At 43.0% G+C, this 21181-nt stretch carries 23 protein-coding genes and 1 pseudogene; 9 read left to right on the top strand and 15 right to left on the bottom strand.

Annotated features, from left to right (window positions below):
- The first annotated feature begins 15 nt into the window (after positions 1 to 15).
- The 4 genes from LCU_RS07415 to LCU_RS07430 all read left to right on the top strand — a co-directional run bounded on the left by LCU_RS07415 (position 16) and on the right by LCU_RS07430 (position 3082).
- Positions 16 to 1515 carry an ABC transporter permease gene (locus LCU_RS07415; protein ID WP_056966898.1) on the top strand — a complete coding sequence of 500 codons (1500 nt, stop codon included), beginning with the start codon at positions 16 to 18 and terminating at the stop codon, positions 1513 to 1515.
- Positions 1516 to 1531: 16 nt separating this feature from the next.
- A complete protein-coding gene (locus tag LCU_RS07420; protein ID WP_056966899.1) occupies positions 1532 to 2191 on the top strand; it encodes an ABC transporter ATP-binding protein in 660 nt (219 codons plus the stop codon).
- Positions 2192 to 2280: 89 nt separating this feature from the next.
- Positions 2281 to 2778 (top strand): methylated-DNA--[protein]-cysteine S-methyltransferase, encoded by a 498-nt coding sequence (locus LCU_RS07425; protein WP_054644103.1) that lies wholly within the window; start codon positions 2281 to 2283, stop codon positions 2776 to 2778.
- A 100-nt stretch (positions 2779 to 2878) separates the two neighbouring features.
- On the top strand, positions 2879 to 3082 hold the full coding sequence (locus LCU_RS07430) for a hypothetical protein (RefSeq protein ID WP_004270112.1): 204 nt from the start codon (positions 2879 to 2881) through the stop codon (positions 3080 to 3082).
- A 147-nt stretch (positions 3083 to 3229) separates the two neighbouring features.
- Here the strand turns inward: LCU_RS07430 and recQ are convergent, their stop codons facing one another.
- Complete coding sequence (recQ, locus tag LCU_RS07435; RefSeq protein WP_128486132.1) at positions 3230 to 4978, bottom strand: DNA helicase RecQ; 1749 nt, start codon at positions 4976 to 4978, stop codon at positions 3230 to 3232.
- A gap of 170 nt (positions 4979 to 5148) precedes the next feature.
- Between recQ and LCU_RS07440 the strand changes: the two genes are divergently transcribed.
- From LCU_RS07440 to LCU_RS07450, 3 genes and pseudogenes are all read left to right on the top strand, one after another.
- A complete protein-coding gene (locus LCU_RS07440) occupies positions 5149 to 5943 on the top strand; it encodes a hypothetical protein (RefSeq protein ID WP_054644102.1) in 795 nt (264 codons plus the stop codon).
- Positions 5944 to 5962: 19 nt separating this feature from the next.
- A complete protein-coding gene (locus tag LCU_RS07445; RefSeq protein ID WP_056966176.1) occupies positions 5963 to 6475 on the top strand; it encodes a YbhB/YbcL family Raf kinase inhibitor-like protein in 513 nt (170 codons plus the stop codon).
- A gap of 207 nt (positions 6476 to 6682) precedes the next feature.
- Positions 6683 to 6973 (top strand): annotated as a pseudogene (locus tag LCU_RS07450) (DUF1093 domain-containing protein); the annotation flags it as partial.
- An 84-nt stretch (positions 6974 to 7057) separates the two neighbouring features.
- Here the strand turns inward: LCU_RS07450 and LCU_RS07455 are convergent.
- The 6 genes from LCU_RS07455 to LCU_RS07480 form a co-directional block, all read right to left on the bottom strand.
- Positions 7058 to 7747, bottom strand: a complete 690-nt coding sequence (locus tag LCU_RS07455; protein ID WP_056966174.1) for a DNA alkylation repair protein — start codon at positions 7745 to 7747, stop codon at positions 7058 to 7060.
- A 24-nt stretch (positions 7748 to 7771) separates the two neighbouring features.
- Positions 7772 to 8392 (bottom strand): NAD(P)H-dependent oxidoreductase, encoded by a 621-nt coding sequence (locus LCU_RS07460; RefSeq protein WP_056966173.1) that lies wholly within the window; start codon positions 8390 to 8392, stop codon positions 7772 to 7774.
- Between the two features lie 114 nt (positions 8393 to 8506).
- Positions 8507 to 9244 (bottom strand): sulfite exporter TauE/SafE family protein, encoded by a 738-nt coding sequence (locus LCU_RS07465; RefSeq protein ID WP_056966171.1) that lies wholly within the window; start codon positions 9242 to 9244, stop codon positions 8507 to 8509.
- Between the two features lie 13 nt (positions 9245 to 9257).
- Positions 9258 to 9869 (bottom strand): histidine phosphatase family protein, encoded by a 612-nt coding sequence (locus LCU_RS07470; RefSeq protein ID WP_056966169.1) that lies wholly within the window; start codon positions 9867 to 9869, stop codon positions 9258 to 9260.
- Between the two features lie 89 nt (positions 9870 to 9958).
- A complete protein-coding gene (locus tag LCU_RS07475) occupies positions 9959 to 10888 on the bottom strand; it encodes a DUF5692 family protein (protein ID WP_056966167.1) in 930 nt (309 codons plus the stop codon).
- A gap of 96 nt (positions 10889 to 10984) precedes the next feature.
- Positions 10985 to 11524: a TetR/AcrR family transcriptional regulator gene (locus LCU_RS07480; protein WP_054644101.1), complete on the bottom strand. Its 540-nt coding sequence runs from the start codon at positions 11522 to 11524 to the stop codon at positions 10985 to 10987.
- 134 nt (positions 11525 to 11658) lie between these two features.
- On the opposite strand from LCU_RS07480, the gene LCU_RS07485 reads away from it, so the two are divergent.
- Positions 11659 to 12222, top strand: a complete 564-nt coding sequence (locus LCU_RS07485) for a sugar O-acetyltransferase (RefSeq protein ID WP_056966165.1) — start codon at positions 11659 to 11661, stop codon at positions 12220 to 12222.
- A 31-nt stretch (positions 12223 to 12253) separates the two neighbouring features.
- Here the strand turns inward: LCU_RS07485 and LCU_RS07490 are convergent, their stop codons facing one another.
- The 3 genes from LCU_RS07490 to LCU_RS07500 form a co-directional block, all read right to left on the bottom strand.
- Entirely contained in the window at positions 12254 to 13018 is a 765-nt protein-coding gene (locus tag LCU_RS07490; RefSeq protein ID WP_056966162.1) for a MerR family transcriptional regulator, read from the bottom strand.
- A 64-nt stretch (positions 13019 to 13082) separates the two neighbouring features.
- Positions 13083 to 14606: an ABC transporter permease/substrate-binding protein gene (locus tag LCU_RS07495; RefSeq protein WP_056966160.1), complete on the bottom strand. Its 1524-nt coding sequence runs from the start codon at positions 14604 to 14606 to the stop codon at positions 13083 to 13085.
- Between the two features lie 2 nt (positions 14607 to 14608).
- Positions 14609 to 15547 (bottom strand): ABC transporter ATP-binding protein, encoded by a 939-nt coding sequence (locus LCU_RS07500; RefSeq protein ID WP_056966158.1) that lies wholly within the window; start codon positions 15545 to 15547, stop codon positions 14609 to 14611.
- A gap of 157 nt (positions 15548 to 15704) precedes the next feature.
- Here LCU_RS07500 and LCU_RS07505 point away from each other — a divergent pair, with 157 nt between their 5' ends.
- Positions 15705 to 17039 carry a dihydrolipoyl dehydrogenase family protein gene (locus LCU_RS07505; protein WP_056966156.1) on the top strand — a complete coding sequence of 445 codons (1335 nt, stop codon included), beginning with the start codon at positions 15705 to 15707 and terminating at the stop codon, positions 17037 to 17039.
- Between the two features lie 45 nt (positions 17040 to 17084).
- On the opposite strand, the gene LCU_RS07510 is transcribed toward LCU_RS07505, so the two are convergent.
- The 5 genes from LCU_RS07510 to rlmH form a co-directional block, all read right to left on the bottom strand.
- Positions 17085 to 18566 (bottom strand): MFS transporter, encoded by a 1482-nt coding sequence (locus LCU_RS07510; protein WP_198929469.1) that lies wholly within the window; start codon positions 18564 to 18566, stop codon positions 17085 to 17087.
- A 145-nt stretch (positions 18567 to 18711) separates the two neighbouring features.
- Positions 18712 to 19419, bottom strand: coding sequence for a TVP38/TMEM64 family protein (locus tag LCU_RS07515; protein ID WP_054644096.1), 708 nt, complete (start codon positions 19417 to 19419; stop codon positions 18712 to 18714).
- Between the two features lie 76 nt (positions 19420 to 19495).
- On the bottom strand, positions 19496 to 19894 hold the full coding sequence (locus tag LCU_RS07520) for a hypothetical protein (RefSeq protein WP_004270117.1): 399 nt from the start codon (positions 19892 to 19894) through the stop codon (positions 19496 to 19498).
- Positions 19895 to 19953: 59 nt separating this feature from the next.
- Positions 19954 to 20331, bottom strand: coding sequence for a hypothetical protein (locus tag LCU_RS07525; RefSeq protein ID WP_081038311.1), 378 nt, complete (start codon positions 20329 to 20331; stop codon positions 19954 to 19956).
- A 137-nt stretch (positions 20332 to 20468) separates the two neighbouring features.
- Positions 20469 to 20948 carry a 23S rRNA (pseudouridine(1915)-N(3))-methyltransferase RlmH gene (gene rlmH, locus LCU_RS07530; RefSeq protein ID WP_054644094.1) on the bottom strand — a complete coding sequence of 160 codons (480 nt, stop codon included), beginning with the start codon at positions 20946 to 20948 and terminating at the stop codon, positions 20469 to 20471.
- Positions 20949 to 21181: the final 233 nt, after the last annotated feature.

Here is a 21181-nt window from a genome sequence, read left to right on the forward strand (position 1 = left end):
AAGGAGGAAATACTTATGAATTTTATCAAGCGTGCTTGGCAAAACGTCATCTTTAAAAAAGGGCGTAGCTTCTTATTAATAATTGTGATGACCGTCATCATGATTTTTATCATGGCTGGTCTATTGATTAGAAATGCAGCCATTACAACCGTCAACAATACCAAACAACAGGTGGGCGCTAGCGTCACCCTTTCTGCAAATCGCGATCAAGCGTTTAAGAAAATGCGCGCCTCGGCTAGCAGTGATGCCCCAAGTACTACAGCAACGCGCCCTAAATTAACCATGCCCTCCGTCAAATTAAAAGACGTAACGGCTATTTCGAAATTATCCGGGCTGGCAAATTATAACGTCAGCGTCACGACTTCTGCGAACGCCTCGTCCATTGAAGCCATTACGACATCAAGTAGTTCAAATAATAGTGGTGGCATGATGGGCGGCGGCTCTGGCGGCAACGCTGAGTCATCCACTTCAACAGGTGACTTACAAATCACCGGAGTGCTCAATACCGCAACCCTCAGCGACTTTAAAGATAATACAAGTAAAATCACGAAAGGTCGCGCTTTAAATAGTAGCGACAAAAACACCAGTAATGTCGTCATCGAATCTGAATTGGCTAAAGAAAACAGCCTCAAGGTCGGCGACACCATTAAAGTCAAAGCCAGCACGACAGGCAAAAAAGCCTATACGCTAAAAGTAGTCGGGATCTATAAGACTAGTCAAAGTAGCGGTGGCATGGGTCCACAACAAACAGACCCCGCAAACGTCATCTATACGGCATACACATTAGCTAACCAAATTAAAGGTCAAACTGGCAAAGTGGATAGTGCCACATTCACGCTTAGTGACCCAACTAAGAAAAATAGTTTTGTAAAAGCAGCGAAGAAGATTATCAATACGAAGAAATTCACGGTAACAGCTGATGACAGTACTTACCAATCACTCAAACAATCCATGCAGAAAATGGCCAGTTTTGCTAATAAGATTGTTTGGTTAGTCGCTATCGCTGGCACTGTTATCCTCGCATTAATTATTATCTTAATGGTTCGCGAACGGCGTTATGAAATGGGCGTTTTACTCTCATTAGGTGAAAAGCGCGTCAAAATCGTGGGCCAATTATTAGTTGAAATGTTCATGCTGCTGATTGTCAGTTTAGCTTTAGCCGGCATTGGCGGACGATTCGCTGGTCAAGCGCTTAGCAAACAAGTTATGCGTTCCGTCACAACCGAAACGACAACCAGCTCACAAACAAATAACATGCAACCTGGCGGTAACGGCGGCCCTGGTGGCGGTCAAGCCCCTAGTGGCCAAACTGGTGGCAATCGGCCAAGTGGTCAAATGCAACAACCTGGCCAATCTGCTAAAAAAGCCGTCAAAGCAAGCGACCTTGATCTGAAGATTAGTGCCGTCACCTTAATGCAACTTGGCGCATTCGGCTTCACCATCATCGCATTTGCCGTCTTACTCGCATCACTCAATATTTTACGACTCGAGCCACGCAAAATTCTCATTGGATAATTATAGGAGGTCCACTATGTTAACAGCTAAAAACATCAGTTACTGGTACGATACTGAAGAAAATACACTTTACAAAGATGTTAATCTCGATTTTGAAGCCGGCAAACTTTACGGCATCATCGGTAGCAGTGGTGCTGGAAAAACGACCTTACTCACCATGCTTTCAGGGTTAGATAAACCGCGCCGCGGGAGTATTTTATACGAAGGTACCGATATCCAAAAAATCGGCTTAACCCAATACCGCAATCGCTATGTGTCCATCGTGTTCCAAGCCTACAACTTACTCCCCTACATGTCGGCACTCGACAACGTCTTGACTGCGATGGCCATTACTCATTCGACGCATGAAAGTGCCGCCGATTTCGCACTCGAAATGCTCAGCAAGGTTGGCATCAATCCCGAACTCGCCCATAAGAACGTACAAAAACTATCAGGTGGCCAGCAACAACGCGTCGCCATCGTTCGCGCCATGTGCTGTTCAGCCCCCATCGTTGTTGCCGACGAACCAACCGGTAACTTAGATGAACAAAATACGCAGGAGATCATTCATCTCTTCCAAGAATTAGCCCATCAACAACAAAAATGTGTGATTCTTGTCACCCATGAAAAAGAAGTCGCAGCAAGTTGTGATGTTCAGTATCATCTTCAAAATAAAACCTTTCAACCAGTTGCTTAACTAAGTAAAAAACGACTGAGCCTGTTTACGGCTTGGTCGTTTTTTAACGGGCATGCTATACTGAGGGCAATCAAAAGGAGGGCTTCTAAATGCTAACAATCTTCTATGGTTCTTTTAGCCATGCTGGCCAATCATTTATTATTGCAGCAACCCCCAAAGGTATCTGTTTTGTTGGTTCACCCGATGGCACTATCAGTGAATTAACCACTTTTCTTCCCCAAACGAAATTAGTTGCAAATCAAGCCGCAATCGCTCCTTATAGTGAATCATTAACAGCTTATCTCGATGGTGACCAAACCACGTGGTCACTGCCAATTGATATTATCGGCGGCACACCTTTTCAAAGAAGTGTTTGGACCGCCCTGCAAGCTGTGCCATATGGTCAAACCACAACTTACAGCGCTTTGGCGGCTCAAGTCGGGCACCCCACCGCAATTCGCGCAGTGGCTTCTGCCATTGGTCGCAATCCACTATTGATGATTATTCCTTGCCATCGCGTCTACCGTAAAGACGGGCAAATTGGGGGGTATCGTGGCGGACTTGAATTGAAACAAACCCTCCACCAGCTTGAAACTCAAACCAAATAAGGGGATTAATTTGAAATTTTATCAATAAAAGTCTATACTTATTATTAAGTCGGTGGTAGAATGTACGGTTACTCTACTCCTTTCAAATTAAGAAAAAGAGATGATTATTACGCAAGTAACTGATGTTTATGGGTTAACCCACGAAAACTGCAAGCTGATCGAAACTGAAAATGATTTTACTCGCATCTTCCTAGCTGAAGGTCCTGATGGTACACGTTATACGTGTTTACTACCTGATGCGAAACCCAATCCAAAGTCAAACCAACACTTTGAATATGGTAATCCAGCAGATGCACCATACTAGATACTAAAAAAGCGCCAACGGATATTAGAATCCGTTGACGCTTTTTTGTTGAAACGTGTTCTCGCCAGCATATTTCTGCACTTAACCAAATTTACCAAATCAGCGATTACATCGCCAATTTGGTAAATCCAGTCAATGCTCAGCACTCTATTCTGCCATTAATATATCCAAGAATTGTTCGCCGTATTTTTCTAGTTTATTTTCGCCGACCCCTTTGACATCTAGCATTTCAGTCAAGGAAGTTGGCATGATTTCACACATTGAATATAGGGTCTTATCCGAGAAAATCACAAACGGAGGCACACCTTGTTCTTCCGCTAAATCGCGGCGTAACTCACGTAGTTGTTCAAATAATTCATTATCTTCAGGCAACGTTTTTTGCACTTTGACCGCCATCTTGCGCGTCACTTTCGCTTGGCCTTTTAAGACTGCAACTCCCGCCGCCGTGATTTGCAGCACTGGGTATTGACCGCCAGAAGCTTGCAAATATCCTGAAGCGACTAAGTAATCGATCAAACCACTGATTTCTTTTTGCGAATCACCACGCATTAGACCATACGTTGGGAGTTCATCAAAGCGGAATTGCATGATTTTTTGATTCTTCGAGCCCGTCAATACTTGCGCCACCAACACTTTGCCAAACCGTTCATCCATCCGTTTAACGCACGATAAGACTTTTTGTACATCAATCGTGATGTCTTGTTCTTCACGCGTATCCAGACAGTTACTGCACCGGCCGCACGCTTCACAATCATCATCAAAATAATTGACGATGTACTGTTGCAAACATTGCTGCGTATTGGCGTACTGCGTCATTTCTTGCAACTTGGCATATTCTTGTTGCTTATGCGCTTCGTCCATTTCCGACTGATCGATAAAGAAATGCTGAATCTGCACATCATTCACTTTAAATAATAGAATCGCTTCACTCGGCAAGCCATCACGCCCGGCCCGGCCAGCTTCTTGATAGTAAGCCTCTAAACTCCCAGGAATCTGGGCATGCACGACAAAGCGCACATTACTTTTATCAATGCCCATGCCAAACGCATTAGTCGCGACCATTATCGGTTTGCGATCATAGAGAAAATCCTCTTGATTCTGACGACGCACCGCTTCGTTTAATCCGCCATGATACATTGTCACATCTAACTTAGCCTTTTCAATCAGCTTCGTGAGCCGTTCAACTTCTTTCCGTGTGCTGGCGTAAATAATCCCGGATTTTTGTTTGTTGACCTTTAAATAATCGATTAAGTAGCGATCACTATTTTGATTTTTAACTACTTGAAACGCAAGATTCTGCCGTGAAAACCCCGTCTTAACTTCGTGCTGAATGTTCAACCGTTGCATGATATCAGCTGCCACTTGCGAGGTTGCCGTAGCGGTTAAAGCCACAATCGTTGGTCGTTGGCGCATACTCTGAATCGTATCCGTCAGGCGTAGATAACTTGGCCGAAAATCGTGGCCCCATTGCGAAATACAATGCGCTTCATCGACCGCAATCAAATCAATCGTTAATTCAGCTAAATCAGCTAAAAAGTAATCCGAATCCAAGCGTTCCGGCGAAACATATAGTAATTTCACTTCACCACGCACAGCTTGGTTAAAGCGTTCTTGGACTTCCCCCTGCGTTAGCGTACTATTGATAAACGTGGCTGGAATCCCATTTTCATTAAGCGCATCGACTTGATCCTTCATCAAAGAAATCAACGGTGATACCACCAACGTTAAACCGGGTAGCATCAATGCTGGTATTTGATAACACAATGACTTCCCGCCACCAGTTGGCATAATCGCCAAGACATTAGTGCCTGCCAACAATGATTCGATCACATCTGCTTGACCTTCTCTAAAGTGATCATAACCAAATTTTTCTTTTAGTACCGCTTGTGCTTGCATGCCATTTCTCCCACCCGTTAAAATTCCTACCTTCTATCATAACAAAGATTCGTTAATTCCGGTTAATTGAATCTCAGTTTCAAGCATTCCTTCAATCAATTCTTACTGGCTGACAAAACCAGCGATTTAGTGTTTAATTAGAAGCATCAAAGACTGTCAGGAGGCTTCCTATGACCTTGGAAATTAATGCAACATTAACGGCTACCCAAACGATCGTCGATTTAATCGAACAACCCGTTACTCAGCTTTTAATTGAACAAACACCGGCTAATACAACCGCATTCGCACACCCCGCTTTATTCCTCGGTTTTGCGCAGCAACAACTGCAACAAATTGAACAACTCTCCCCACTTGAAACAGCCTCGACTGATCAAGTTGACACGGGTATCTGGATTACCATGGATCCTGAGTGGACTGAACAAATTGGCTACGTAGGGCAGCTATTAGCCGAACAAAATCAACCACCGATAACGAGCACCTCGCTTCCGTCCAACGTCTCTCAAAATTTCCGAACAACCTTAGCTCCAGCCGTTGAAGCCATCATCTTGGTCCTCAGCCGCTTTGGTTATCCCCTGACCAAAAGCGCACCAGTCAAAGCAAAACCGGCTAAAACACGTCATCGATGGACAAAAGCCGTCAGCCAAATCGAATTCACTGTTGCTACGCGCGAAGCACAAGGAACAGCCATCTGGCAAAAGCGCAAAGAGATGTTATTGAAAGCGGGGGCACAATTGTGGCCAACCGCGCCACTTAATAAGGATGGCTCGTTTGGCTTTGCTGCTAAAATGGGCACTCACTTGCGCAACGAACATGCAGCGCAAATTCAAGACAATCAAACGACTGAAGACATTATTTTCAAGAGCGTGAATGAAATCGGCCTCTTCTTGTACTTTGGTGGCACCAATAGTTGGCTCGAACTATGCGACACAAATGGTCGCTCAATTGACGACTGGACTAAAATCTAAAATAGAAAAGAGATTCAACATGCAAATTATCAGTTCTGGCATTCATCACGGCTACTTCGACGACCTCTACGGCGGTCATGGCACTCAATTTAACGCGGAAGGTGTGCCAACTTATTCCATTCCGTTTAACATTCAAGACGCACCTAGCGATACAGTCAGTTATGCTGCCGTTTTCTACGATCTAGATGCCTACGAAGTGACGCAAGGGTTTCCTTGGATTCACTGGACACTTGCCAATTTAAAAACGACCACTGTCGTGGCTAATGCTAGCCAACAAGCGCCCGATTTCATCCAAGGTGTTAATACTTGGCACAGTCCCAAAACAGACCATTTATCAACAGAAGCAAGTGCTTGCTACGGCGGGATGACACCCCCTAACCGCGATCACACTTATACACTTAAAGTATTTGCACTTGATACCACGCTCGATTTACAGCCTGGCTTTTACCTAAATCAAATGACAGCGGCAATGCGCGGTCACATCTTAGATAGCGCTATTTTAGAAGCACAATACCGCCAATTTAAACATTAGGTGACAATGGCCTTAACTCGGCTAACACTTTTGTCATCTGATCTTAAAATCGTCGCTTTTTTACGCTTAACATCGTATGATAACTTTATCAATTCGGAATAAGGAGTTCTCATTCAATGAAAAAAAACAATTAGCATTATTGCGATAATCGCCCTCATCATCGTCGGATTTGCTGGCTACCGTTAATACAAAAATACGTATGTCGGCGAAGTAGGCTACGCCAAAGTTGCTGCTCAATCTCCAGCTAAAGAAGCCACCAAAGATGATTCAGGTAAAACAGTGACTAATATGTATAGCTATCACTACCAACTAAATGTGGTGAAAGAAGATGGTAGCCACCAAGTGGTCCCTGTCGAAGTTACTGGCGAAAATCCAACGCCACTCACTCCCAACAGCTATGTCAAAGTTGAATTTAATTCAAAACGCGTCTTAAAAGGGCCTAATACTGTGTCCAAGAATCAAATTCCGGCTAAAGTTCTGGCGGGTTTAGATAAATAATAAATTAGCTTATCCTAGTACCATTAATACTTGTTATTAGCTGTTACCCTCTTAAATTAAGTTATTAAAAAGCAGTACCCTTGATTAGTTATCATGGGTGCTGCTTTTTGTATGTTTCCTGTGAAACATTTTGTTTTGTTTGATTTTCTTTAAGGCTTCACGTTGGGCGAAGATTGTTAGTTCGTGTTCTTCAACAAACGTCATCACCCACTCAGGATTTTCCTTACTATAGTTACGTAAAGCCCAGCCAATTGCTTTTTGGATAAAGAACTCATCTGTGTCAATATCTGCCAGAATGGCTTCTTCCAAAAACGCCACATTCGTTTTTTCGTAAAAACTGAGTTGTAGCGTAATCGCAATCCGGCGCAGCCAGAAATTCTCAGCACCTATAAAATGCTGTGCAACCCAATCAAACTGTTCAGGATGCAGTCTGATGTACTCTCCAAATACTTTTCGCCAAGCATCGATGCTGTCCCACCAAACTTTTTCCAACACCAACGTTAATAAATGTTCCATATCAGCCGGTTCCCACCAACGTACTGAACGCAATGCCATCTCGATGGCAACATATTGATACTCACGCGTTGGTTGAGCATATAAAGTCTCAATGAACTGCATTATTTCTGCTGGTGACAATTGTTTCACAGACTGCCACAATTCGCGTTCAATTAAATGGCGGTCCGGTGCTTTAACACCGTTAAATTCAAATTGACTCTGCATGTATTTCTTCATTGCCGCCTGATTTTCTGGATATATCGGTAATTCAAAATCCATGGTTATCCCTCCACTATATCGCCTCTAAAAAACTTGTGCCGTTTGTTTAGCTGTTTCAATAGCTTCCTGCATGATCACGTTAGCTTTTTCTGGCGAATGATCAATTCCTTCAATATTAATTTTAATGACTTCGTTAACACCGGCAAAGCCAAGGATTGTTTTAATGTATTGTGTTGCAAAATCTTGGCCAGCATAAACGCTTCCGGCTGACTGAATATGAACTGCTTTTTTTCCAGTTACTAAGGGCTGCGGAGCTGTTTCAGTATGTCTAAATGTTTTTCCAGCCACCATCACTGTGTCAATCCACGCTTTAAGTTTCGTCGGTACATTTAAATTCCAAAGCGGATTAACAATCACAAACTTATCGGTTGCTAAGAACTGGTCGGTATAGCGATTAAACCAAGCGACCTTCTCTTGCTGACTAGCGCTTAAGGTGGCCATAGCTTGCCCTTCTTTTAACGCCGCCCATGCCGTCATTAGTTCTTGATCAATTTCTGGTAAGTCAGATTGGTACAAGTCCAACCAACTGATTTCATCAGCTGGATTTTGTTTTTGATAAACTTGCATGAACTGCGCCAAAATCGTTAACGTCCGTGACTGTTCTGTAGCAAGTGGATGCGCTTTAACAACTAATACTTTACTCATTAATTTCCGCCCCTTAGTATTTAAACTTTATACACTATCATTTTAGTATACTATCTGCGGCGCTGTCCATAAGCTTTACATCATTTAATAAACCAACCACCTATTAATGACCTTTTACAACGTTTTATACAGCAACAAACAACCAAAAACGATTAATAAGTCATAAATATACCGCACCATCGTTCGACTATCAATTCGAGTGCTCACCCAATTTCCCAGCGGAATCACAACTAACAATAATGGTAAGCTAAGTCCCAATAGTTGCAATACTTGGATGGTCCAAAAGCCCGCTAGAATATGACTGATTACAACGATTGTCCCAACACAAATAAAATGGGCCTGTAGAATGCCCCTTAATGATGCTACTGGCCATTTTTTTAATGTCCCATAAATCACCACCGGCACACCATGACTATTGTAGGCACTGCCCATCACGCCTGATATTATCCCAGCTAAATAATCCCAATGATGTGACTGTAAATGTTGCTGCTGCACGTGATGTCGGTGTAACTGATAGCGATTATAGCTGCCATAAAGGATTAAAAAACCAGCTAACGTTCTCAACACAATCGTCGTTGGCACATACGTCATCAGCGCTATCCCGACTGGCACACCCAATAATGAACCAATCACTAGTCGCCTGACAACCGCTATATCAATCTGTTGGCGGTGGCGAATCACTGCCGGAATCGACACAATTAGTCCCAGCGCGCCAATCAAAGCCGTTGCCGCTTTTAAATCAATCGCTATTAGGGCCAATAATGGCATCGTTACTAATGCCTCGCCAAACCCAAAAACCGTTCTGGTAAAAGCGCCCAACGCAACGATCAAAAGAATCATAATTATTGTCATCCAGAAATCCTTCCTAAACCGTTTTGTTCCACACAACCTTTTCAAACTGCGTGCCTTTACTTTTTAGTACGGATAGACTTGCATTAGCAACCATTTTTTGTGATCGAATTTCCTCAAACGGAATCCCTAGTAGTGTGTTGATAACAAACAATAAAATAATCCCATGCGCAACAACTAATACATCACCATCAGGATACGTCGTTTGAGCAGTCTTAATCGCGAGCATCCCACGTTCTAAGACCGCCTGGTAGGACTCCGCGTGAATCTGTTTGGCATCAAACAACTCTGGATGATGGAAGTAATTTTCATATTGTGGATGGTTCGTCAAACTAGCACCAGGTTGGCCTTCCCAATCACCAAGTGCCATTTCTTTTAAATCATCCACGACCATGATTGCCGGTTGTGATTGATTAGTCTGCGACACTATCGCATCCATTGTTTCAACGGCACGTGTTAATGGTGACGTCAGTAACGCATCAAAAGACTGGTCCGCTAATAAACTACCTAGTCGTTTAGCAGCCGCTTGCCCCGCCTCAGTTAATGTTGAATTCGTCCCACCACCATTGAAACACTGTGCTCGATTAACCATCGTTTCACCATGCCGTACAAAATAAAAAGTTGTCATGTTGATCCCACCTTTATAGGATCTATCATACTATAAAATGCAAAAAAAGGCGCAGTTCAAATTGAACTGCGCCTTCATTGAGCCTCGTTTTATTTACCTTCCGACGTGTTTTCTGCCACGACTTGGTCATAGGCCTTTGTACCAGCATAGACTTCGTCAGTTAGGATGTTGCGTTTATACTTCATGACACGATAAATGTGGAGAATTAAGACTGCCACATTAATGACCAGTGCTAAACCACTGATTGTCATCAAAGCAGCACTACTGTGCGTACCTTGCACTGAAAATTGTGAATCCGTTACAAAAGCGGGATAACTCATTGTAAACATCATCCAAAAAGCCAATGTTTGCGCACGTGCTTGGAGCCAGCTCCCTTTTTTAACCAGGAATGCTGCTAATGTACATGAAATTAATAATGCAGCGCCCGCATAGAATGAGTGATCACCAACACAATTGTAAACATAGGCGAAGTTCCAAACATCATAGGCGATAATCCAAGGCCAGATTTGATCGGGCCAGATCATGTCTTTTTGTTTGTCATGACTGATAATAATGCCGAACCAGCCTGAGATTGTGATGATGTTAATAATTCCGGCAATCCCGTTCATGATATTCCACGCGCCACCATTCATGATCACACCGTCGACTAAGCCATGTAGGTGTGAAACTTGAAAATCACGAATCACAGCTTCCATAATATTAAACGCTAAAATTGCGGGTGGGAAAATCAATGCCCACTTGTTGTGTTGTAACTTAGGGATAAAGCGCAGCGCCATAAACCCTAAACAACCTGCTAATGCTGAGTACACTTTAACCCAGTGGAACCAAGTCCCGGTACTGCTACCAGGACCAGCCGTCGTTGGCCAAACAAAGAGCGTTAAAACGACTGGCAACCCAACAAAGAGAATTAATCCAATCCATTTGTTAGCCCGAGCTGCTTCATTTAAAACCATTAATGCAATAACCACTAGTCCCCAAACTAGCCAATCCATTCCTGAAATATTTTGAAATAAAAACATATCAGTCACCTCCAAAGAAATAATTGCTAATTACATTCTTACTTTAACTGCAAGCTGGCGGTTTCTGTATGGTCAATTCAGGATAAATGTCCAAATCTAATGATTATTTTGTAAAACATGGTTCACAGTACCATTTAACATGCGATGCATGCGCTGATAAAATTCCTCTTTAGATTCTTGTAGATTTGTTACAAGCCATTGCGTAATCTGTGTCGCCAATGCCCAACCATAAAAATTGGCAATTTCATCTCGGAAAGTCGCTGGACAATCCACCTTTAAATCTTGAACAACCCCTGCAACCATGCTAAAAGCGACTCGATACAAAAAGCGACTTAGTAAATCTCGATTAAGTGAATGAAACGTATTTAAACAGAAATGCCGATTATTTTCAATATAAGTTACCAAGACATCTAGACCGACGCCCCAATCCCGTTCACGTTGATACACTGCCAGTTGCGTAACAATTTCACGATTATAAATCCAAGCAACCAACTCATTAATATCGGCGAAATGGTAATAAAACGTATTGCGCGCAACGTCAGCACTGCTCGTCAATTGATTGACCGTAATGTGATCGACCGGAGTTGTTTTCATCAATTCTTTTAAGGTATCTGCTAGCTTTTGCTTGGTATCCATCGTATTGCCCTCCAAAAATTATCTATGATTAGCATCCCATAGATAGTTCCGAACTGCAATCACTAACCCGATTTGCACTCCAGGATAAATTGTTCTATCGTTAGAGAGTACAATTAACGGAGGCGACTTATAATATGCACGAAACTGACGACGCTTTTAGGGCGATGACCAATGGGGAATGGTACTTTGATTCAGCGGTCACTATTCAAAAACGGGATGCAACCCGCCTTGCCTTACAAAAGGCCAGCCAAATCTTAGATAACGATGCACGGATGGCCACTATCCAAAAATTACTCGGTCATACCGGTAGCGATTTTTTCATCGAAACCGGTTTTGAATTTAGCTTCGGTGAAAACATTACGATTGGCGATCATTTTTACGCCAATCGTAACGTCGTTATTTGTGACGAAGCACCAGTCACCATTGGTGACTACTGTAAATTTGGCCCAGGAGTATCACTCTTAACCCCTTACCACCCAATTGACCCCTTAGAACGTGCGACAAAAAAAGAAATTTCTAGTCCCATTACTATCGGCAATCACGTCTGGCTCGGTGCAAATGTCACAATTCTGCCAGGAATCACGCTCGGCAATAACGTTGTCGTTGGTGCCGGCAGTGTCGTGACCAAATCCTATCCGGGTAACGTAATTTTAGTTGGTAATCCAGCACGGGTATTACGGAAAATTCCCGCTAAATAATCAAAAAGGACTGACAAATGTCAGTCCTTTTTTAGGCTTCAATTGCATAATATTCAATAATCGTTTGTAAAGCCTCCGCTGCGCGTTGATCTCCAATTAACTTAGTGTAGTATGCTGTAAATCGTTCATCTGCTACATACATGGCTGCTAAACCGCGGTGCATTGCTAGACTATACCGGGGAGTCGCTGTTTGTAACCACGTTTGATGGGCTTCAAAGGCTGTTTGCGCCGCTTCTGATGGCAATTGCGGCTGGTCCAAGTAAGTTTGTAATGCCGTCTTCAATCGGTCTTCAGCCGCCTGCATCGTTGCATATTGGGCCTCACTTAGCCCTAAAAAGTGCTGATCGGCTTCTTGCTTGGCTTGTTTCCCATAGTTAGTCGTCACTTCTTGCCCGTAGCGTTGCTCATTTTCAGCCACTGCCTGTTGTTTAAACTGTTTGAATTTAGTTTGATCTGTCATTTGAATTCCTCCGGTTTGATTTTGAAGGGTCGCATCTAGCTGTGCTAACGTTGCCGTTAGCGTAGCTTGTTGTTTAACCAGTTGTTCCCGCTGATTTGCTAAGCGTTCCAGACGCTCGGCCGGTGGTAACGCCAACAGCTGCTGAATCTCAGCCAGACTAAACTGTAGTTGACGGTACATTAAGATTAACTGCAGTCGATCTGCATCCTGGCTCGAATACATTCGATAACCATTACTAGCAACCGTTGGCACCAGTAAACCGCGCTCGTGATAATAACGTAGCGTACGCTCAGAAACCCCGGTCAATTCAGCGAAAGTTTTAATCTGATAATCCATTTGCCTTCCCTCCTTCAAAACCCACTATAAGGCCTGACGTGACGTGAAGGTCAAGCATTGTTCGTTAGTGCCTGATTAATTTCTGTTTAACCAAGTAATCGTGGGCCACATCGCGTGCTTTGCGGTGTTTGACCTGTACTTGGTAGTTCATCTCTTGCATTTGGCTTTCAGTAATCTGACCTGCCAAGCGATTCAATGCTTTGACGACTTCCGGATGCGCTTTGGCAAAGCCGGCTTTCATAATCGGTGCCCCTTGATAAGGCGGGAAGAAGTGACGATCATCTTCTAAAACAACTAGTTTGTACCGTGCGACTTCCGCATCGGTTGTATAACCATCGACCACATCGACCTTGCCGTCCGCAATCGCTTTATAGCGAATACTTGGCTCCATAATTTTAGCATTTAAATTTAATTGATAGGTGTCCTTTAACCCTTGATACCCATCTTTTTGGTGATAAAAATCAGGATCAAAACCGGCCGTAAATGGTTGATTCAAAGCGGCTAAATCCGAAATTGTTTTGACATTATATTTCTTGGCAAAGGCCGCAGTAACCGCCAAGTCATAACCGTTTTGATAGCGCATTGGCAGTAAGTACGTCATATTGAACTGTTCTTGTAGCGATTTTTTTGCAAGTTGATACGTTTTAGTTGGATTCTGGTTTGTCTTAGTTGGCGACTTCACCAACGTTTGTAAAACCGTTCCTGTGAATTCAGGATAAATATCAATCTTATCAGCCTTCAAGGCGTTAAATAAGAATGTGGTCCCACCGAAATTGGGTTTAATCGTTACTTTGTAGTTAGACTGGTCTTCTAAAATTAGATCACGATACATATTCATCAAGATTTCGGGTTCACTACCCAATTTCCCAGCAATCGTGATGGTGGTCTGCGGCGCTTGAAACCGTGTCATTCCTTCGATCACGCCGAAAAGGCCAACAAAAATGGCTAAACTGACTGTGATTTTTTTAAAGGATAATGTCCCTAACCAGCGAATTAATGCACTGACCACTAACGCTAAAACCGCTGAAAGTGTCGCTCCAACCAGTAATAGTGCGTTATTATTTGACTGAATCCCAACAAGAATAAACGTCCCGAGGCCGCCCGCACCAATCAAGGCCGCCAAGGTAGCTGTCCCGATAATCATCACGAGTGCAATCCGCAAACCCGAGATAATCAACGGCATCGCAAGTGGCAGTTCAATCCGTAGTAGCCGTTTAGCGCGCGGCAACCCGAAGGCTATTTCTGCCTCTTTTAATGCTGGATCAATTCCGATCAAACCAGTGTATGTATTTTGAAAAATCGGCATTAAGGCATAAAGTACTAACGTAATCACAGCCGGAATCGTCCCAATTCCGACAAGCGGGATCAATAATCCTAAGAGCGCCAAAGACGGAATTGTCTGTAAGACACTTGTGACTTGCAGCATTGCTTCAGCTAATTTCTGATGAGCTGTTAAAACAATCGCCAACGGAATCCCGATAGCCGCCGCAATTAATAACGCCAATAACGAAATCTCCAAATGTTGCCCAAGTGCTTGTAGCAACTCACCGGATTGGGTCGTTAAAATTTGTTCAATCTGTTGCATCATCGTTATAGCCCCCGTTTCGCAATGAGCATTGTTAAATCGGTCATCGTCAATTGCCGTTGTTCTTGACCATCAGTGGCAACTACGCCCCCATCTGGATGGTCTACTAATTGTTGCGCTAATTCAGCTAATGTTGCACTGGACGTAATCGTTTGCGGCTGATTATTAACAACAGTTCCTAAATCGGCCGCCAATAAATCTTGAACTGTCAACGATGCTTGTTGGCGTTCAATGTCAAAAAATTCGCGAACAAATTCATTTTTTGGTTGATTAAAAATCGCTTTTGCTGTCCCGACTTGCTGAATACTGCCTTGGCGCATTACCGCAATTTCATCGCCCAAGCGCAACGCTTCTTTCATATCGTGGGTCACAAATACAATTGTATTATGCAGCTGCTTTTGTAAACTCAAAACGAGATCTTGTAATTGTGTACGGGTCACCGGATCAAGTGCACTAAAGGGTTCATCCATCAAAATCACCTTAGGACTAGTTGCTAACGCACGAATAATCCCAATCCGCTGCTGCTGTCCCCCTGATAATTCACTTGGATAACGGCTAGCATACTGATCCGGATCTAAATGGACCATTTCCAAAAGTTCGCGTGCCCGTTTTTGACGATCAGCTTTGGTCCATTTCAATACCTCTAATTGAATGGTAATATTTTCCTCAATTGTGAGATGTGGAAACAACGCAATGTTTTGTAGAACGTAACCAATATTGAGCCGTAACGTTTGGAGATCCATTTGATTGATGGGTTGGCCGTCAATCTTAATTGTGCCACTCGTGGGTTCAATTAACCGATTAATCATTTTAACCGTTGTTGTCTTTCCGCTACCACTCGGTCCAACCAAAACAAATAGACCATTGTCTGGAATGGTTAACGTCAAGCCATCTAATGCTAAGCTTTGTTCATATTGCTTAGTGACACCTTCAAATTCAATCATGTGCTACTCCTTTTGCCGGTTAACGATTTGTTACCTTATTGTACCACTTAGCAATCAGCCCACCAATTGACGTGCTTAAACGCCCAATCCAATTTTTTTGATTCGCTTTGTGACTATGCTAAGATGAACCCGAATTGAAATCTGAGGAGGTCTTAATATGCAAACACATTTTGATACAATCATTATTGGTGGCGGTCCTGGCGGCTTAGCGGCGGCTTACAGTCTCGCTGAACAACAGTCCGTCTTAGTCGTTGAAAATGATTTATGGGGCGGCACTTGCCCCAACCGTGGCTGTGATCCTAAAAAAATGCTTTATTCAGCTGTCGAAGCACTCGACAATCAACAAGCACTCCAAATAAATGGCTTAGTCGGAACTAGCGCTATTAACTGGTCTGAACTGATGGCCTTTAAGCAATCTTATACGCAACAAATCCCGACTGGTACCCTCAACGGTCTACAACATGCCGGCATCCAAACCGTCACGGGCACCGCCCACTTCAGTGATGCTCAAACCTTGCAGATTAATGGTGGCACTTACACTGCCAACCATTTCATCATTGCGACCGGTCAAACACCAACGCTCCCTACAATCGAGGGTCACGATTTACTACAAACCAGTAATGAATTTTTAGACCTCGATCGTTTACCAGAAAAGGTTGCCTTTATTGGTGGCGGGTATATCGCCATTGAACTGGCAAATATTGCAGTTACTGCTGGTGCAGAAGTCCATATTATTCAACATAACGAGCGTATTTTACGCGACTTCCCTGAAGTTTTAACACATAAACTCGTCACCAGTCTTCAGGAAAAAGGCATTCACTTTCATTTTGACACTGACGTCACAACAATTACGCAAACTAGCAATCAGCTAACTCTCAGTAATCAAGCTAATTTCAAACTGACAGTCGACGCCGCTTTTGCCGCAATGGGCCGTAAACCCAATATCGACCAACTGGCATTGGAAAAAGCTGGGGTAACAGCGAACCAGCATGGCATTCAAGTCAATGACCATTTAATGAGTAGTAATCCCCGCGTCTTTGCCATTGGTGACGTCGTAGATCGTGTCCAACCCAAATTAACACCAGTTGCTGGTTTTGAAGGCCGCTATGTCGCCAATCAACTACTCGCTAAAAAGACAGCACCCATTACTTACCCACTCATTCCACATACGGTATATGCAAGCCCACAAATATCACAAGTAGGCGTTTCTGTTGCAACTGCACAAGCTGCTCCTAGTCAATATCGCATTAATCAACAAACCGTCACAAATTGGTATACCTTCAATCGTATTCAAGAATCCGACGCAATGGTCATCACCATTTTTGACAATCAAACTAACCAACTCGTCGGTGCTGCGGCTTACACCACAATTGCTGAAGAACTCATTAATTACTTTACCAACCTGATTAAACATCAGACAACCGCAACGGAACTCACCGATACCATCTATAACTACCCAAGCCCGGCGAGTGATTTAAAATATTATTATTAAAAAAAGTGTTGAGGGCCAACTTACTCACGACCTTCAACACTTTTTTTAATTTTCTTTTTTCGCCTTCATCTGTAACCAGATATTAAACGCGAGCACAATCACCAATAGGACTGTCGCAATCAGCATGATGTTATGCAAGCCTTGGTACATAATCGCGCGCATCGCTGGTAATAAGTGCGCTGGTAATTCGTGAACGCGTTGGAGATTGCTTAACTTATTCATCATCGCCATCGTAATTTGACCGTGCGATTCGGCAATGCCGCGTGTTAAGGCATGGTTTAAAATCACACCGTAAATCGATGACATGAATGTTTGACTGAGAATTCGCAAGAGATAGGCAAACGACGTCGCAATGGGAACATCACGTTCTTCGGCATCTTCTTGAACACTGATTTGTAGGACGTTAAAACTCATCCCGAGCCCGAAACCTTCAAAGGCCCCCATCAACAGTAAGAACCAAAACGATGCTTGGTCGCCCATCATCAACATACCGCTAAACGCAATTAAAAACGCAACTGTTCCCAATGTCACAACGCGGTGTTTACCCAATTTAGGCTGAATTGCAGGACCCGCCAATGAGCCAATTAAGTTGGTCACCGCACCTGGAATCTGCGTCATTCCACCGAGTAGCGCACTTAATCCAAGTAAACCTTGCGCCCACATTGGAATATAGATATTAAACGCGATAAATGCGCCCCATAAAACAACAAATAAAATAAAGTCGGTCACCAATTGCGGATTTTTAAATAAGCGGTTCGGCACAATCGGATCAACTGCCCGGTCTTCAACTCTAAACAAGACAACTAATAAAGCTAAACCAGCAAATACCAATCCTAAAACGAGTGCTAGCGAACCCGTCCCAATCATTTGAATCCCCGTCAATAAAGTCACCAAACTGGTAATCATAATCCCAGCACCTAAATAATCGACGTTTCCGGTTTGATGTGATTTAAGCGTTTCTTTAAAGAAATAACGAACACAAACAATTGATACTAGGGCAATTGGTACATTGATATAAAAGACCCAATGCCAACTAAACGTATCGACAATCCAGCCACCAATTAGGGGTCCTACAATTGAAGCCGCACTATAACTCGCAGTCGCATAACCAATCACCTGCGCGCGTTTGCGTAAATTTTTGTATAAGTCGGCATAGATAATGAATGGTAAAGTATTCATCCCGCCAGCACCGATGCCCATCACCGTTCGTGCAATCAGAAAGAAGACGATATTCCCCGAAACCGCCTGAAAAATCGAACCAACCGCAAATAATAATGTCGCCAGCTGGTAAGCCCCACGATTTCCAATCCGTTCGCCTAATTTACTCCATAAGGGGGTCGCAACCGCCATCCCCAAAAGGAAAACCGCCACAATCCAGCCCATATATTGAATCCCGTGTAAATCACTGATAATAGCGGGCAAAGCCGTGTTGATAATTGTCCCATCGAGTCCCGCCATTGTGTTGGATAATAATAATGCTAATGTTACCAAAAGTGTATTTTTCTTACTCACGATTGCGTGCCCCATGTATTTTTCTTTTATATTTATTATAGTATAAGTTATTTCGTTTAACGAGCTTACTTCAGTATCTCAATCACTTTTAATATCATACCTTATCATATACATTTTCACACAAATAAAAAAGACGCCCTCCTCAGGACGTCTTCTAACTTTAATTTAATGCGTCAAACTGTTCGACTTTTTGGCGAGCTTTATCACTCCGCCGCATCCGGATACCATATTCCGTTAAACCAATCACAACAGCGACTATCAAGAGAATCAATAAACTCTTCCAATCTTGCTTCAAAATAAGCAAATCGCCCGCAAAGGCGTAGATAAACGCGACAATCGTTGAACCCCCAAAACACGCCAGGCCCTGTGCTCGGGGGGTGAGGTGGGTGTCTCCAGCCGCCAAGTTGACAAAGGCCGTAGGAATCATCGGCACTGCATAGCCAATTAATACACCAAGCGCTGGATGTTGCATCTTAATTAATGCGCGGTAAACACGCGAATCCGGCTTTTTACTGCGATGATTTCTGACACGGGCAAATAATTGGACTTGCAACAAGTTCCCGATCGTCAAGCCAATCGCATTGACCACGAAACCACCCCAATGACCCAAACACGCGCCAATAATCAATGCCACCGCTGATGTTGGCGCACCCGGAATTAAGGTGACCCCAATCATTAACAGACCAAACACCAAGAAAGCATACGGCCCCAGATGACGAATCTCAAGCACATATTGGCGGTAATTTTGCCATTGATCCAAGAAAGCAAAAACGGCGGTCTGGTGTTGCCATCCAATTAGAAGAATCACTAATCCTAGTAAAATCACACCGCTTGCTAGCCAAAGTCGTTTCCGTTGTCTCTTCGTCATCTGATTCCCCTCATTTCTACTTAACAAATAGTCCTAGTTCCTCTAGTATAAACAACCTGCAAAGTGGACAACAAGTTTATTTTCTATTTTGATTCAATTCGTTCACTAAGCGCTTATTTTGATAGCGCGTGTAGTAATAAAAAATAATCACGTGCATTACGAATGTTAATAACGACGTCCCTAATAAATACGGTGAAACAACATCAAATAACGTTGTCGAATAGAGCCTCAAAGCGAGTATTTGAAACCCAATATTACTAATAGTACTAATCAAAACATTCCACGGCGCACCGAACGTCGAATAGCGCCATAAGTATGAATAAATGACGCCAAACACAACGCCAATCAACACGCCTAGGCTAACTAATCGCCAAGCAGCCAGCGCTTCGCCCCGTGTTAGCGTTGTGACAACAGTGAGCCACATAATCGCCATTAATGCCACTTGATTAAAGTCTTTGCGGATTTGCTTCATCATTTTAACCACTCCTTTATTTGCTTGGCATAATACCGACTAACAATATACTGTCTTCCAGATTACGTATAGACCACCAATCGCGCATTTGAACCCACCGCAAAATTGGCAACTTGCTGCAGATTTAAAATCGTTGTGTTATTAATTCTCAGAAAACCGTTCTGCGAAAACGGGGCTAATTGTTTTAAATTACTAGGGTAGTAATAGCTATTGCCATCGATTGTCGCCACCTTCGCCAAATGTCCAAAGGCCGTAAAACTTTCAATTGCCGTTAATGATCTGTTTTGTAATCGATCTGTTCGCGCATCTCGCACCTGAATCGATTGATCAAAGGTTAGCTTCTTAAAAGCAGATTCAACCGTTGCTTGATTCTGTGGTTGACTGTGAACGACAATCGTATCTTGTGCACACTTTGAATCCCAATTAAATATAATTTTCATTAACTCGCCTCCTCTACAAACCTAAAGATAGCAGAAGATCTCGCTTAATTCGATGACTATTTGTTTTGTTGCAAGCTGCTCTCTCTTGTTGCATATAAAAAAGCCTCATTCAACAATGAGGCCTTTTATGCCTATCTCTATTTGTGATACGGACTTCCTTGATTAATCATAAACGCCCGGTAAATCTGTTCTGTCAATACTAAGCGCATCAATTGGTGGGGTAGTGTGAGCTTGCCAAATGAAAGTGCATCATTGGCGCGTTTGTTAACCGCATCGCTAGTCCCGAGTGACCCGCCGATGACAAATGTGATATCTGATTTACCATAGGTCGCCAAATCTTGAATTTCCTTTGCGAATTCTTCTGAGGCACGTTGTTTGCCTTGAATCGCCAGGACAATCACATGTTCCTTATCTTTAATCTTGTTGAGAATTCGTTCGCCTTCTTTGTCTTTGACGTTAGTCATTTCAGCGTCACTTAATGATTCGGGCGCTTTTTCATCCGCGACTTCAATCATTTCGAACTTACAGAACTTACTGAGCCGTTTCGCATATTCCACGATCCCCGCTTTTAAATACTTTTCCTTTAATTTACCAACTGTGATTACTTTAATGTTCATAAATAGCCTCCTACTGTTACTTACATTTTAGGGGAAAACAATGCAGAAAAAAAGCTATTCACAGTAATTCACCGGAAAGTACTGCTTATCCACAAAAGTTGTCCACATATGCACAAGTGTTCGTCCCAAATATGGTATCTCGAATTTTTCTTGATACTAAATAACCGACACCTAAATTTTTTCGTTAAATTTAATAAAAAAGTTATCCACCCTTTTTTGATTGTTCGTTCTCA

This window comes from Latilactobacillus curvatus JCM 1096 = DSM 20019, from assembly GCF_004101845.1.
GTDB lineage: Bacteria > Bacillota > Bacilli > Lactobacillales > Lactobacillaceae > Latilactobacillus > Latilactobacillus curvatus.

Coding starts and splice junctions, on each gene's coding strand:
- LCU_RS07465 (WP_056966171.1), bottom strand. CDS start 9,244: ATGACAATAATTATGATTCTTTTGATCGTTGCGTTGGGCGCTTTTACC.
- LCU_RS07485 (WP_056966165.1), top strand. CDS start 11,659: ATGCACGAAACTGACGACGCTTTTAGGGCGATGACCAATGGGGAATGG.
- LCU_RS07460 (WP_056966173.1), bottom strand. CDS start 8,392: ATGAGTAAAGTATTAGTTGTTAAAGCGCATCCACTTGCTACAGAACAG.
- LCU_RS07430 (WP_004270112.1), top strand. CDS start 2,879: ATGATTATTACGCAAGTAACTGATGTTTATGGGTTAACCCACGAAAAC.
- LCU_RS07445 (WP_056966176.1), top strand. CDS start 5,963: ATGCAAATTATCAGTTCTGGCATTCATCACGGCTACTTCGACGACCTC.
- LCU_RS07425 (WP_054644103.1), top strand. CDS start 2,281: ATGCTAACAATCTTCTATGGTTCTTTTAGCCATGCTGGCCAATCATTT.
- LCU_RS07470 (WP_056966169.1), bottom strand. CDS start 9,869: ATGACAACTTTTTATTTTGTACGGCATGGTGAAACGATGGTTAATCGA.
- LCU_RS07475 (WP_056966167.1), bottom strand. CDS start 10,888: ATGTTTTTATTTCAAAATATTTCAGGAATGGATTGGCTAGTTTGGGGA.
- LCU_RS07420 (WP_056966899.1), top strand. CDS start 1,532: ATGTTAACAGCTAAAAACATCAGTTACTGGTACGATACTGAAGAAAAT.
- LCU_RS07455 (WP_056966174.1), bottom strand. CDS start 7,747: ATGGATTTTGAATTACCGATATATCCAGAAAATCAGGCGGCAATGAAG.
- LCU_RS07510 (WP_198929469.1), bottom strand. CDS start 18,566: ATGGGGCACGCAATCGTGAGTAAGAAAAATACACTTTTGGTAACATTA.
- LCU_RS07415 (WP_056966898.1), top strand. CDS start 16: ATGAATTTTATCAAGCGTGCTTGGCAAAACGTCATCTTTAAAAAAGGG.
- LCU_RS07495 (WP_056966160.1), bottom strand. CDS start 14,606: ATGATGCAACAGATTGAACAAATTTTAACGACCCAATCCGGTGAGTTG.
- LCU_RS07515 (WP_054644096.1), bottom strand. CDS start 19,419: ATGACGAAGAGACAACGGAAACGACTTTGGCTAGCAAGCGGTGTGATT.
- recQ (WP_128486132.1), bottom strand. CDS start 4,978: ATGCAAGCACAAGCGGTACTAAAAGAAAAATTTGGTTATGATCACTTT.
- LCU_RS07440 (WP_054644102.1), top strand. CDS start 5,149: ATGACCTTGGAAATTAATGCAACATTAACGGCTACCCAAACGATCGTC.
- LCU_RS07500 (WP_056966158.1), bottom strand. CDS start 15,547: ATGATTGAATTTGAAGGTGTCACTAAGCAATATGAACAAAGCTTAGCA.
- LCU_RS07505 (WP_056966156.1), top strand. CDS start 15,705: ATGCAAACACATTTTGATACAATCATTATTGGTGGCGGTCCTGGCGGC.
- LCU_RS07490 (WP_056966162.1), bottom strand. CDS start 13,018: ATGGATTATCAGATTAAAACTTTCGCTGAATTGACCGGGGTTTCTGAG.
- rlmH (WP_054644094.1), bottom strand. CDS start 20,948: ATGAACATTAAAGTAATCACAGTTGGTAAATTAAAGGAAAAGTATTTA.
- LCU_RS07520 (WP_004270117.1), bottom strand. CDS start 19,894: ATGATGAAGCAAATCCGCAAAGACTTTAATCAAGTGGCATTAATGGCG.
- LCU_RS07480 (WP_054644101.1), bottom strand. CDS start 11,524: ATGGATACCAAGCAAAAGCTAGCAGATACCTTAAAAGAATTGATGAAA.
- LCU_RS07525 (WP_081038311.1), bottom strand. CDS start 20,331: ATGAAAATTATATTTAATTGGGATTCAAAGTGTGCACAAGATACGATT.